Below are 13,137 nucleotides of genomic sequence, written 5' to 3'. Positions count from 1 at the left end.
GACGCCTCGAGGCCGCTCCCTGCCCATCCCGCACGCCATGGCTGCCACCAGCTTCGGATGAGCCAGTCCCCGCAGCTCCTGCTGCTTTTGCTGCTGCCGCTGCTCGGCGCCGGGCTGGCACCGCTGGCGGCGCGGCGCTATACGCGCGGCGCGGCGCTGGCCGCGAGCCTCGCGACGGGCGCGGCGCTGCTGCTGGCGCTCGGTATGTTGCCGGCGGTGGCCGGCGGCGCGGTGCCGAGCCTGACCCTGCCCTGGATACCCGCGCTGGGCCTGGCGCTGACCCTGCGCCTGGACGGCCTGGCCCTGACCTTCGCCCTGCTGGTGCTCGCCATCGGGCTGCTGGTGAGCGTCTATGCGCGCTACTACCTGCCGGCGGATGCCCCGCGCGGGCGCTTCCATGCCCTGATGCTGATCTTCCAGGCGGCCATGCTCGGCCTGGTGCTGGCGGGCAACCTGTTGTGGCTGGTGCTCTGCTGGGAGCTCACCAGCCTGCTGTCCTTCCTGCTCATCGCCTTCGACCCCGCGAGCCGCGCGGCACGCCGCGGGGCCGGCATCGCCCTGCTGATGACGGCCGCGGGCGGCATCGCGCTGCTGGCGGGCCTGCTGCTGCTGGGGCAAGTCGTGGGCAGCTACGACCTGGACGCCGTGCTGGCGGCGGGGGAGACCATCCGCGCCCACCCGCTGCACGGACCCATCCTGGTGCTGATCCTGCTCGGCGTCTTCACCAAGTCCGCGCAGTTCCCGCTGCACGCCTGGCTGCCGGCGGCCATGGCGGCGCCGACCCCGGTGTCGGCCTATCTGCATTCGGCGACCCTGGTGAAGGCGGGGGTCTTCCTGCTGGCGCGGCTGTGGCCGGTGTTCTCGCCGGCGGAGCTTTGGTTTCCGCTGGTGGGAGGCGTCGGGCTCGTTACCTTCGTCTTCGGCGCCTATGTCGCGCTGTTCAAGCACGACCTGAAGGGCCTGCTGGCCTACTCCACCATCAGCCACCTGGGCCTCATGGTGTTCCTGTTGGGGCTGGGCACGCCGCTGGCCGCCGTGGCGGGGCTCTTCCATGCGCTGAATCACGCCGTGTTCAAGGCGTCGCTGTTCATGGCCGCCGGCATCATCGACCACGAGACGGGCACCCGCGACATGCGCCGGCTACGCGGGCTCTTCACCTGTCTGCCCATCACGGCCACGCTGGCCTTGGTGGCCGCCGGCGCCATGGCCGGGGTGCCGCTGCTGAACGGCTTCCTGAGCAAGGAGATGTTCTTCGCCGAGACCCTGGACCCGCCGGTGGCGGCCGCGGCGCCGGATGCGCTGAAAGCGCTGCTGAACACCCTGCTGCCGGGGGCGGCGGTGCTGGGCGGCCTATTGTCGGTGGCCTATTCGCTGCGCTTCGGCCACGATGTCTTCTTCAACGGCCCGCCCACCGGCCAATGCCCGCCGCGCGAGCCGTCCTGGTGGATGCGCCTACCCGTGGCCGCCCTGGTGGCGGTGTGCGTGCTGGTGGGCGTGCTGCCGCAACAGACCGTCGCCCCGCTGCTCACCACCGCCAGCACGGGCATGCTGCGCGCCCCCGGCGCTGCCGCGGCAGCGGTGCCGCTGCCGGAGTTTCATCTCGCGCTCTGGCAGGGGCTGACGCCGGCGGTGTGGATGAGCGCCGCCGCGCTCGCTCTGGGCATGCTGGTCTATGCCCTGCGCCGCCCCCTGTTCCGCTGGCACCGCATGTACTTCCCGCGGCTGCGCGCTGCCCGGCTCTACCACCGCAGCGGCGAGGCGTTGGTGGCCCACGCCCGCGCCCTGCTGGCGCGCCTGGGCCCGGCGACCCTGCCCGTCTCTGCCGCCTGGCTCTTCGCCGCGGCGGTGGCGGCGGGGGCCGCCGGCTGGTGGATCGGCGCCGCTGACACCACCGGGCGGGGGGCCACGGACTGGCGCAGCGTACTGCCGGTGGATGTGCCGAGCCTGGCGGCAGCGCTGGTGCTGGCCAGTGGGGTCTTGGCCATCGCGAGACACCCCGATCGGCGCCTGGCGGCGGTGCTCTGGACCGGCGCCGTGGGCCTGGTGGTGAGCCTGACCTTCGCGCACTTCTCGGCGCCGGACCTGGCGCTGACGCAGATCGCCGTGGAGGTGATCACCACGCTGCTGCTGCTGGTGGTGCTGGTGCAGCTGCCGACGGCGCCCGCCGGCGGCAGAATGGCGCCTGGGCGCAGCGCGCCGGGCGCGGCACCGGACCAGCGGCTGCGGCTCGCGCTCGCCGGGGCCGCCGGGGTCGGCAGCGCCGCCCTCGCGGCCGTCGCATTGCTGCGCCCGGAGGCGACCATCGCCGAGTGGTTTCTGGAGCACGCGGCGCCCGCCGCCCACGCCGCCAATGTCGTGAACGCCATCCTGGTGGATTTCCGGGCGCTGGACACCCTGGGCGAGATCACGGTGCTCGCGATGGCCGGGCTCGGCGTACACCTGCTGCTGGCGCCACAGGCCGAATCGGAGCCCGACACCAGCACCGCCACAGAGCCGCCGCCGGCCCCGCTGCTGCTGCGCGTGCTCGCCCTGTTGGTGCTGCCGGCGGCCTTGCTGCTGGCGGCGCACCTGCTGCTGCGAGGGCATGCAGCACCGGGCGGCGGCTTCGTCGCCGGTCTGGTGATCGCCACGGCCCTGGTGCTCGACCAACTGGCCTGGGGTGTGCCGGAGCGCCCCCGGCCGCGGGCGCTGAGCCTGATCGGCGCCGGACTGGTGCTGGCCTGGCTCGCCGCCCTCGGCCCCTTGCTGCTCGGCGAGGACGTGCTCACGAGCCTGCACTGGGACGGCCGGGTGCCGCTGCTGGGGGCGGTGGGCCTGAGCTCCACGCTGGTGTTCGACACCGGCGTGCTGCTGGTGGTGGCGGGCAGCCTGCTGGCGGTGTTCCGGCGCCTCGGGGCGCAATCCGCGGCGGCGCCCGGTGCCAGCCGAACGGTGGGGAGGCGCTGATGGAATGGCTGTTGGCCGCCGCCATCGGGCTGCTGGTAGGCAGCGGTGTCTATCTGCTGCTGTCGACCCAGAGCTTTACGGTGGTACTCGGGTTCTTGTTGCTCTCCTACGGGGTCAACCTGCTGGTGCTCGCCGGCGGGCGGCTGGTGGTGCGCGAGCCGCCGCTGGCCTCCACGGGCCCTGCAGCGGCGGACCCGCTGCCGCAGGCCCTGGTGCTCACGGCCATCGTCATCGGCCTCGGCATGACCGCCTTCGCCCTGGCCCTGGCGTTGTGGGCGGCCCGGCGCAGCGGCAGCGGTGATGTCCGCGCGGCCGCAGGTGACGACGGGGATGACGACCCATGATGCCGGCACTGGTGCTGCTGCTGCCGCTGGGTCTCGGCGCCTTCTTCATCCTCTGGCCGCGGCCGGATGCGACCCTGCGCCGGGGGCTGGCTCTGGCGGCCGGCCTGTGGCTGCTGGCCGCGGCGCTCTGGCTGCTGGAGGCGGCGCTCAACGGCACGCCTGCGGCGGCGGTCGCCGGCGGCTGGCCGGCGCCCTATGGCATTGTCCTGGTGGCGGACGCCCTGGCGGCGTTGTTGCTGGTGGTCATGGCTTTGCTGGCGCTGGCAGCGCTGGGGCATGCGGCGGCGACGGATGCCGACCGCCCGCATCGCGGCTTCCATGCGCTGTTTCAGCTACAGCTCTTCGGCCTCGCCGGGGCGCTGCTGGCCGGGGACCTGTTCAACCTGTTCGTGTTCTTCGAGGTGCTGCTGCTCGCCTCCTACGGGCTGCTGCTGCATGCACAGGGGCGACAGGGGCGCCCCTGCCCGCCGGCGGTGGCGCTGCACTATGTGCTGCTGAACCTCATGGGCTCGACGCTGTTCCTGCTGGCCGTGGCCCTGGTCTACGCCGCCGCTGGCACGCTGAGCATGAGCCAACTGGCAGCGCGGCTCGGCTCGCTGCCGGCGCCGGATCAGGCCCTGGCCGGGGCCGGGCTGATGCTGCTGGCGACGGTGCTCGCGCTGAAGGCGGCCCTGCTGCCGCTGCTGGCCTGGCTGCCCGGCACTTATGCAGCGGCACCGGCGCCGGTGGCGGCGCTGTTTACCCTGCTGACCAAGGTCGGAGTCTATGGGCTGGTGCGCCTGTGGACCATCGCCAACGGCGGCATCGCCGCGGCTCTGCCGGGACTCCCGGCGCCCTTGCCCGGCGGCGACCCGGCTCACCCGGTAGCGGGCCTGCTGGGTCCGGTACTGGTCACGGCGGCCCTGGCGACGCTGGCCGCCGGCGCCGTCGGCGCGCTGGCGGCACGCGGGCTGCGGCGCCTGGTGGCCTGGCTGGTGCCGGTGTCCGTGGGCACTCTGCTCGCCGGCATCGCTGCCGGCGGCACCGACGGGCTCGCCGGCGCCCTCTACTACCTGGTGCAATCCACATTCATCACCGCCGGGCTCTTCTTCTTGGCGGATCTGCTGCCGGCGGCGGTCGCAGACGGCCGGCGCGGGCAGGAGACGCCCCCGGGACAGCGCCCGGCGCCGGTGCTCGCCGTGCTGTTCCTGCTCGGCGCCATGGGCATCGCCGGCCTGCCGCCGCTCAGCGGCTTCATCGGCAAGGCCCTGGTGCTGAGCGCCGTCGCGCCGGCGAACGGGCCCTTGTGGGCCTGGATCTGGACCGTTGTGCTGGCCGCGAGCCTTGCACTGGTGCTGGCGCTGACGCGCACCGGCATCCGGCTGTTCTGGACACCCCTCGGCGCCGGGGCGCCGGCGGCCGCTGCGCCGTCGCTGCCGGTGCTGCTGCCGGCGCTGGCCCTCATCGCCGCCGGCCCGCTGCTGACGGTCCTTGCCGGGCCGGCCACGCAGCTCGCCGAGGCCGTCGCCCGCCAGACCAGGGACGGCGGCAGCTATGCTGCCGCGGTGGCCAAGCTGGCCCCGACCGCGGCCCCCGCAGCTCCCAGCAGCACTCGCCGGAGGTCGGGCCGACACCAGGAGGCCCGCCAATCGAGCATTGACTGCCGGCACGGCGTCGAGCCTGGCGCCTCGGCCCGAACTTCTATGCGAGATCCCGTCCCAACCTCTAGCGCGATGGAGCAGCCACCATGACCGCTGTCGTGGTCACCACCGCGCTGCTGTTCGGGCTCTGGGTGCTGCTGACGGGCACGGACACGCCCGGCGGGCTGCTGCTGGGACTGCTGCTGGCGGCTGCAGCGGCGGCCCTGACGGTGGATCGGCTGCGACGCCGCTTGGGCCCGCAGCTGCGGCCCTTTCCGGCGGCGGCCGGGCGCACGGCATGCGGCCTGCTCTTGCTGCGTCGGGTCTGGGCGCTGCTGACCTGGCTGCGGCGGCTGGTCGCGGACATCGTCGTCGCCAATTTCCGCATCGCGGCGATGGTGCTGGCGCTGGTGGTAGACCGGCGGCGGCAGCCCGAGCCGGTGGAGGTGGTGCTGCCGGTGGCGCTGGAGTCACCCCTCGGCGTCTATCTGCTGGCGGCGACCATCTCCCTGACGCCGGGCACGGTCACCGTGGACCTGGCGGGCTCGGAGTCGCGGCGCCGACTGCTGGTGCATGCTATCGACCGCTCCGAGGTCACCGGCGAGGACGGCGGGCCGGCGGTGCGCGCGCCCGACGCCGAGCGTTGGGCGGCCGTGCTCAAGGCCCGCTACGAGGCGCCCCTGCTGGAGGTATTTCGATGATCCTGGATCTGAGCCTGGTGCTGGCGCTGGCGGCACTGACGCTGGCGCTGCTGCTGAACCTGTGGCGGCTCGCCCGGGGGCCATCACTGCCGGATCGGGTGCTGGCGCTGGACACCATGTACATCAACGCCATCGCCCTGCTGGTGCTGCTCGGCATCGCCTACGGCGGGCGCCAATACGTGGAGGCGGCGCTGGTGCTGGCCTTGTTCGGGTTTGCGGCGACGGTGGGCTTCGCGCTGGTGCTGCTGCGCCGGAGCGTGCCGGCGGGGGAGTCGAGCGATGCTGATTGAGCTGACAGTGGCGGCACTACTGCTGCTCGGGGCCGGCTTTGCGCTGGTCGGCTCCATTGCCCTGGCGCGGCTGCCGGATTTCTATACCCGCCTGCACGGGCCCACCAAGGCGACCACGCTCGGCGTCGGCGCCACGCTGCTGGCCTCGGCGCTGTATCTGGGCAGCGACGGCGCCGGCGACACACCGCGGGAGCTTTTGGTGCTGGTGTTCCTGTTCGCAACCGCGCCGGTGAGTGCGCAACTGCTGGCGAGCGCGGCGCGGCATCTGGCGGTGAAGAGTCTTGCACCGCCGCCCGAGGACGCCGCCGACAGCGACGTTGACGATGGCCACTGATCCGCTGTGGACCAGGGCTCGGCCACCAGGTGCACCGCCGGCACGAGCGGGTCACACCGCGGCGAATCGGCAGTATGATCCGGATGCACCGCCGGAGACCCACCATGCCCGAGCCCGCCGTCCAAGTCCTGATGCATGCGGCGCGCGTGCGCGTGGTGGCCGGTACGCTGGCCCAGCTGCTGGTGATGCTGGCCTTGCTGTCGGCGGTGCCGGCAGCGGTGGCGCTGGGACTCGGCAGCACGGCGCTCGCCGGGCGCCTGGCGCTGGTGGCGGGAGTGCTCTGTGTGCTCGGCTTCCTGCTGCTGCGCCTGCCGGGGCTGGACCTGCGGCGGGTGGACCTGCAATGGAACGAGGCCCTGGCGGTGACGGCGCTGGCCTTCCTGCTGGCGGCGGGGGCCATGGTCTGGCCCATGATGGCGGCAGGCATCCAGCCGATAGATGCGCTGCTGGAGACTGTCTCTGCGGTCACCACCACGGGTCTCACGGTGCTGCACGGGCTGGAGCGCGCCGACCCGGCGGTGCTCTTCCTGCGCGCCTGGATGCAGTGGTACGGCGGGCTCGGCATCGCGGTGCTCACCGCCGCGCTCATCATGCGCCACCACACCAGCGCCCGGCGGCTGCTGGAGACCACCGGCGAGCGCCTCACCAGCGCGGGAGCCAGGCATCATGCGCGCACGGTGTTCGTGGTCTACGCGGGACTCACGGTGCTGGCGGTGGCCGCGGTCTGGGCGGCGGGCGTGGCGCCCTTCGATGCGGTGCTCTACGCCTTGCCGGCGGCGGCTACCGGGGGCTTCGCACCGGCGGACGACAGCTTGGCGGGGCTGCCGGTGGCGGCCATCGGCGTGCTCACGGCCGTCTGTCTGCTGGCGGCGGTGAGCCTGCCCCTGTACGCCCGGGTGCCCAGCCGCGGGCTCGGTGTCCTCTGGCGGGATGAAGAGGTCCACATGCTGGTGGCCCTGGTGCTGCTGGTGACCCTGGCGCTGATGCTCATCGGCCAATGGCAGCAGGGGCTCGACTGGCCGGCGGCCCTGGGCCACGGGCTGGCGCTCGGCGTCTTCGCGCAGACGGACACGGGCTTCAGCACCACCGACATCGCGGCGCTGCCCGCCGCGGCGCTGCTGGTGCTCATGCTGTCCATGACCATCGGCGGCTGCACCGGCTCCACCGCCGGCGGGCTCAAGATCGTGCGCCTGCTGGTGCTGCTGCGCCTGGTGCAGCTGGCCCTGCGGCGCACGGCGGTGGCCGAGCGGGCGGTGCTCAATGCCCGCGTCGACGACGAGCGGGTGGAGCAGGACATGATCACCGGCGCGCTGCAGCTGCTCACGCTGTGGCTCACGGTGCTGCTGCTCTCCTGGCTGGTGTTCCTGCTGCACGGGGCGCCGCCGTTGCCGAGCCTGTTCGAGGTGGTCTCCGCCACCGCCAACGCCGGCCTCAGCGCCGGGCTGACGGGCCCGGAGCTGGCGCCGTTACTCAAGGCCGTGCTCATCGTGGACATGCTCTTCGGCCGCGTCGAGATCGTGGCCATGCTGGTGCTGCTCTACCCACCCACCTGGATCGGCAGGAGGCGCAAAACCTGATGCGAACCGCTTTCATCGGCAGCAACTCGCTGACTGTCACCACCGCCGAGCTGCTGCTGGCGGACGGGCACGAGGTCATTATCGTCGAGCGCGACCGCAACCGCATCGACGCGCTGACCGAGCGCCTGGATGCCGGCTTCGTGCACGGCGACGGCACCTCCCCGGACGTGCTCAGGGACGTGGAGCCCGAGAATACGGGGGCGCTGTTCTGCCTGCTGGAATCCGATCAGAGCAACATCCTGGCGGCGCTCATCGGCCGCTCCCTGGGCTTCAAGCGGGTGGTGCCGCGCATCAACGACCGACAATTCCAGCACATCACCGACGAGCTGGGGCTGGACGACACCGTGCTGCCGAACCAGGCCGTCGCCAGCCACCTGCGCGACCTGCTCGGCGGCGAGAAGTCCCTGGAGCTGTCATCGGTCATCCGGGACGACGCGGCGGTGTTCAGCTTCGTCGCCGGCGACGACGAGACCGGCCCGCTGGAGGAGCTGGACCTGCCGGAGCGCACCCGCATCGTCTGCCTCTACCGCCAGGAGCGCTTTCGCCTGCCCGAGAACACCCGCCGCATCAAGGCCGACGACGAGATCATCCTCATCTGCGCCCGCGAGCACCTCGACGAGCTGCACCGCCGCTGGGGCGAGCCGACCGAGGCCGCAGACTGACCCGCGAGACCCAACCAACCGCCGAGCGACACCACCGAAAAATGCGGGGACGGTAACCTTATCTCGGACTGCGCTTGTCAGCAGGCAGGCCCGTCAGCACAGAGAAGCGAGTGCAATGGTCTTCATCTCAGGCCACGGTAGAGAAAGCGGCGTGCGGCGTTCGCCGGGATCTCAGCAATTGAGTATACCGTCACGGAATCTCTGGTAAGACTCTCCTGACGCCTCGAAGCTCGATAGACCTTCACCGTATTTCTAGGCCGCACCTGCCAGCTGGGTGGTCGCGGGGCATAGCAACCAATGCGCTGGGCTTCTGCCCCGGCCCGAGGGTGCAACGTCGCTCCCCCGCGCCGTTGACGGCTGCGGCGCGCTGCGGGTTTGGGGTGGGCTTGTTTGCTGGCACGACGACTGCAGCCACGGCGGCGAATTCATCGGGTGGCGTGCGGCCAGACCATGGCGCCGCAGCCCCGGATTACGGAGGCTCAGACCATGGCCAAGCGATCCAAACGCTTTTCGCGCCGTCTTCTGTTGATCCTCGTGGTGCTGCTGCTGGTGGTGCCGGCGGCCATCGCCGCCGCCTGGATGGGCACGGAGACCATGATCAAGCAGACCTCGGACGCCGAGTTCTGCACCCACTGTCACACCATGGAGCCAATGGCCATCGCACACACGCGCTCCAAGCACGGCGGCGACAACCCCGCCGGGCTGGTGGCCGAATGCACGGACTGCCATCTGCCCCACGACAACGCGGCCAATCACCTCTTCGCCAAGGCGACCACGGGCCTGCGCGACCTCTGGGCGCAGACCATCTATCCCATCCACAAGCCGGACTGGATCGGCAAGCTCGACGAGCGCGCCGAGTATGTTTACGACTCCGGCTGTCTCCATTGCCACTCGGCGCTCGAGCGCGCTACCACCGACGATCCCGCCGCTTCGGCGGCGCACAGTGCCTACTTCGCCAATGCCGACGCAGAGGGCGGCGGTCAGGGCCCGAGCAGTTGCGTCGACTGCCATGAGCACGTCGGGCACGAGGACCTGCGCAATGCGCTGGAGGCGCATTTCGACGAAGTGCCCGAGGTCGCGGACGAGCTCGTGCCTGAAGGTGAGGAGCACGATGAGGAGGACTCCGCCGAGCACGCGGCGAAAGCCCGCGCCCGGCCTTCGGAATCGGCCTCCAGCTGAAGGAGGCATGCGATGCGCTTCGAGCTCCAGCCCGGCGAATCCGCAGGCACGGGCCTGCGCCGTGTCGCCCGGGGGCTCATGGATGAGACCCTGGCGCAGCTCGACGACCCGGCCCGGCCCAGGGAAACGATGGTCCACGAGGCCCGCAAGAGCATGAAGAAGCTCCGCGGACTGCTGCGCTTGGTGCGCCCGGCGGCGCCGCAGCTGTATCGCACCGAGAACGCGGCCCTGCGCGATGCCGCCGCGGAGCTGTCGGCCTTGCGGGATGCGGACGTCGCCGTCGAGACCTTCGACCGCGTCATCGCCACGGCGCAGGCAGCCGAGGCGCCGCGCACGGGCGCCGGCACCGCGCCCGTCGGCCTGGACGGGGCTGGCGCCGAATCGGCAGCCGCGCTACACGACGGGCCGGACCCGCCCGCGTTGGACACCCTGGCCTGGGCGCCGCTGCGGGCCCGGCTCGCGGCCTGGCGCGCGGAAGCACAGGCCGCCGACGGCCAGCCCGAAGCGCGCAGCCAGGCCTTTCGGGAGCAGCTCGTCGCCGCCCGCGAGCGCGCCGCCGACTGGTGTCTGCCGCCCGTCGATGACGAGGCGAGCGCCTTCGCGGTGTTCGGCCGGGGCCTCAAGAAGACCTACAAGCGGGGGCGCAAGGCGATGGCCCGCGCCTATGCGCAGCCCGGCGTCGCCGCCTTCCACGACTGGCGCAAGCGCACCAAATACCTCGGCTATCACCTGCGCCTGCTGCGCCCGGCCTGGCCGGACCTGCTCCGAGCACAGCGGACCGCGGTCAAAGCGCTATCCGACCGGCTCGGCGACGATCATGACCTCGCCGTGCTCGACGAGCTGCTGGTGGAGCTGCGCGACGAGGAGGCGTCGGTCGCCCGGCGGCACGCCGAGGCCGGCCTGCGGGCCGAGCTGCGCCGCCAGAGCGCGATGCTGCGTGAGCAGGCAGAAGGGCTCGGCCGCTACGTCTATGCCGAGCGTCCCAAGGCCTTTCGCCGGCGCATCGGCGTCTATTGGCACCAGGCCGAAGCCGGCGCCCAGAGCGAGGAGCGTCCATGAGTCCGCAAATCCTGTCACCCGTCGGCGCCGACGCACTCGCGGGCGCGAGCAATGCACCCCCGCGCCATCTCAGCCCTGAGGCGGTCGCAGGCGCGCCTGCCGTCATCGGCGATCTGCTGGCCACACTCGGCATCCGCTGGCGGCATCTGGTGCTGATACCCTGCACGGAAGGCTGGTGCCTCACGCTGCAGTGTCGGGTCGCCGGTCGCTTTCGCGCCTTCCTGCTGGAGCTCTCCGCCGATGCGGTGCAGGCCGCCGAGCAAGGCGGGGCCCGGCGCCGCGCCCTGGCCGTGGAGCTGGATGAATATCTGGCCGAGTGCGAGCGCTTCCGACGTTAGCGCACCACAGCGCGCGATCAACATGCAAGCTCAGGCCCGAGCCTTGTTAAGCCAGGCGCCCCCAATCGATCTTGCCTCCTGCTGCAACCGATCTCTGCGCCTGCGCTCCTTGTCAGCCTCGCACAGAGCGGCTTCAGATCAAGGGACAGTAACTATAACTCGCGCCCCGAGAAACAAACTCGGTGCGGATGAGATCAGGTAACCGTCCCCCTAACAAGGATTTGGTATACTGTCACTGTATCTTTCGGGTCGCCAGTTGCTGCTTGGCTGTACCAGCAGCCCGTGCCGGCGCGGCTGGAGTCACTTGGACGACAACCCCACGGGCCGGGGGATATGCCAAGGAAGGCTGGGGCATTTGCCCCAGGAATATACGCTCGCCGTGCACAGGCAGGCATCTGCAAATGGGCGTGCGGCTTGCTTGGAAATGCGGTGAGGCGATACTGCCTCGCCATAGTGGGCAGGCGATGATGTCTCTGCTCCGCCGCCTCCGGGATGAGCTCAAGAAAGGCCTGCCGGAGAAGCTCTTCTCCGCGATGCAGCCGACGGTCTTCCTCGGCTCGGCGGGTCTGGTGCTGGCCTTCGTGGGGCTCGGCATCGGCTGGCCGGATGCCGCCGAGACGGTGTTCGGCGGTATACAGTCGGGCATTCTGGCCAATTTCGGCTGGTTCTATGTGCTCGGCGCCACGGCAATGCTGATATTCGTGCTCTGGCTGCTGGTGAGCCCCTACCGGCACATCCGCCTCGGCGGCGAGAACGCGGCACCGGAGCTGTCGTACCCGTCGTGGTTTGCGATGATGTTCAGCGCCGGCATGGGCACCGGGCTGGTGTTCTGGGGCGTCGCCGAGCCCATGATGCATTGGCAGGACCCGCCCTTCGCGCCGGGTCCCGACGGCGATACGGTGCGCGAGGCGCTGCGGCTCAGCTTCTTCCACTGGGGCTTCCATCCCTGGGCGGTGTACATCGTCTTCGGGCTGTCCATCGCCTATTTCCATTTCCGCCACGACCTGCCGCTGGCGCCGCGCTCCCTGCTCTACCCGCTCATCGGCCGGCACATCTACGGGCCCATCGGGCACGCCGTGGACATCCTGGCCACCGTGGGCACGCTGTTCGGCGTCGCCACCTCCCTCGGGCTCGGCGCCATCCAGATCAACGCCGGTCTCACGCGCCTGCTGGATTGGCCCCGCGGCGAGGGGGTGCAGGTGGGCATCATCGCGGTCATCACCCTGGTGGCGACCATCTCGGTGGTGAGCGGCGTGCAGCACGGCATCCGGCTGCTGTCGCGCTTCAATGTCGGGCTCGCGGGGGTGCTGATGGCCTTCGTGCTGGTGGCGGGGCCGACGGTCTACCTGCTGGAGGTGTTCTTGTCCGGCACCGGGGCTTATCTGCAGCAGCTGGTGGGTACCAGTCTGTGGCTGGACCTGCGCCCGGACTCCGACTGGCAGGCCAACTGGACGCTGTTCTACTGGAGCTGGTGGATCAGCTGGTCGCCCTTCGTCGGCGTATTCGTCGCCCGTATCTCCCGCGGGCGCACCATCGGCGAGTTCATCCTGGCCGTGCTCTTCGTGCCCGTGCTCATCACCTTTCTGTGGCTGTCGGTGTTCGGCGGCACGGCCCTGCACGCGGAGATGACCGGCGCCGCCGAGATCACCCAGGTGGTGGACGACGACGCCAGTGCCGGGCTCTACGCGATGCTGGAGCAGCTGCCCTTCGCGGCCTTCACGTCCGTGCTGGCGCTGTTGATGGTGGTGGTGTTCTTCGTGACCTCGTCGGACTCGGGCTCCCTGGTGGACGATATGGTCACCTCCGGCGGCCATCCGCATCCGCCGAAGGCGCAGCGTATCTTCTGGGCGGTGGCCGAGGGCACGGTGGCGGCGACGCTGCTGCTGGCGGGCGGCTTACAGGCGCTGCGCACGGCGTCGCTGACATCCGGGCTGCCGATGACGGCCTTCCTGCTGGTGTCCTGTTGGGGCCTTGCGAAGGCCTTGCGGGTAGACTCACGCACCCATGGCGTCCCCGAGCGGGACGAGCTGCGCCGCGACGCGGTGGACGCAGACGACTGAGCCGATCAATCCAGCGAGCGACCATCGC

General features: G+C 71.2%; 12 protein-coding genes. All 12 read left to right on the top strand.

Annotated elements, in window-relative coordinates; all coding sequences use genetic code 11:
- The first annotated feature begins 57 nt into the window (after positions 1-57).
- The 12 genes from mbhE (at position 58) to CKO31_RS04035 (ending at position 13,109) form a co-directional block, all read left to right on the top strand.
- Positions 58-2,946 (top strand): hydrogen gas-evolving membrane-bound hydrogenase subunit E, encoded by a 2,889-nt coding sequence (gene mbhE / locus CKO31_RS04090; protein WP_200234283.1) that lies wholly within the window; start codon positions 58-60, stop codon positions 2,944-2,946.
- Complete coding sequence (locus CKO31_RS04085) at positions 2,946-3,290, top strand: Na+/H+ antiporter subunit C (RefSeq protein WP_200234282.1); 345 nt, start codon at positions 2,946-2,948, stop codon at positions 3,288-3,290. The genes mbhE and CKO31_RS04085 overlap by 1 nt, the downstream gene beginning before the upstream one ends.
- Positions 3,287-5,020 carry a proton-conducting transporter transmembrane domain-containing protein gene (locus tag CKO31_RS04080; protein ID WP_200234281.1) on the top strand — a complete coding sequence of 578 codons (1,734 nt, stop codon included), beginning with the start codon at positions 3,287-3,289 and terminating at the stop codon, positions 5,018-5,020. The genes CKO31_RS04085 and CKO31_RS04080 overlap by 4 nt, the downstream gene beginning before the upstream one ends.
- Entirely contained in the window at positions 5,017-5,610 is a 594-nt protein-coding gene (locus CKO31_RS04075; protein WP_200234280.1) for a Na+/H+ antiporter subunit E, read from the top strand. The genes CKO31_RS04080 and CKO31_RS04075 overlap by 4 nt, the downstream gene beginning before the upstream one ends.
- Positions 5,607-5,900, top strand: a complete 294-nt coding sequence (locus CKO31_RS04070) for a K+/H+ antiporter subunit F (protein WP_200234279.1) — start codon at positions 5,607-5,609, stop codon at positions 5,898-5,900. The genes CKO31_RS04075 and CKO31_RS04070 overlap by 4 nt, the downstream gene beginning before the upstream one ends.
- Entirely contained in the window at positions 5,890-6,234 is a 345-nt protein-coding gene (locus CKO31_RS04065) for a Na+/H+ antiporter subunit G (RefSeq protein ID WP_200234278.1), read from the top strand. Before CKO31_RS04070 ends, CKO31_RS04065 begins: the two co-directional genes overlap by 11 nt.
- Positions 6,235-6,338: 104 nt before the next feature.
- A complete protein-coding gene (locus tag CKO31_RS04060; protein ID WP_200234276.1) occupies positions 6,339-7,811 on the top strand; it encodes a TrkH family potassium uptake protein in 1,473 nt (490 codons plus the stop codon).
- Positions 7,811-8,473 carry a potassium channel family protein gene (locus CKO31_RS04055; RefSeq protein WP_200234275.1) on the top strand — a complete coding sequence of 221 codons (663 nt, stop codon included), beginning with the start codon at positions 7,811-7,813 and terminating at the stop codon, positions 8,471-8,473. Before CKO31_RS04060 ends, CKO31_RS04055 begins: the two co-directional genes overlap by 1 nt.
- A gap of 486 nt (positions 8,474-8,959) precedes the next feature.
- Entirely contained in the window at positions 8,960-9,652 is a 693-nt protein-coding gene (locus CKO31_RS04050) for a cytochrome c3 family protein (RefSeq protein ID WP_200234274.1), read from the top strand.
- A 12-nt stretch (positions 9,653-9,664) separates the two neighbouring features.
- Entirely contained in the window at positions 9,665-10,711 is a 1,047-nt protein-coding gene (locus CKO31_RS04045; RefSeq protein WP_200234273.1) for a CHAD domain-containing protein, read from the top strand.
- The gene (locus tag CKO31_RS04040) at positions 10,708-11,049 is read left to right on the top strand and encodes a hypothetical protein (RefSeq protein ID WP_200234272.1); all 342 of its coding nucleotides are present in this window, start codon (positions 10,708-10,710) and stop codon (positions 11,047-11,049) included. The genes CKO31_RS04045 and CKO31_RS04040 overlap by 4 nt, the downstream gene beginning before the upstream one ends.
- Before the next feature lie 464 nt (positions 11,050-11,513).
- Positions 11,514-13,109 carry a BCCT family transporter gene (locus CKO31_RS04035; RefSeq protein WP_242475131.1) on the top strand — a complete coding sequence of 532 codons (1,596 nt, stop codon included), beginning with the start codon at positions 11,514-11,516 and terminating at the stop codon, positions 13,107-13,109.
- Positions 13,110-13,137 lie beyond the last annotated feature (28 nt).

The organism is Thiohalocapsa halophila, assembly GCF_016583825.1.
Classification (GTDB): Bacteria; Pseudomonadota; Gammaproteobacteria; order Chromatiales; family Chromatiaceae; genus Thiohalocapsa; species Thiohalocapsa halophila.
Note: the sequence above shows the minus strand (reverse complement) of the source record. Positions and strands in the feature narration are given on the sequence as shown.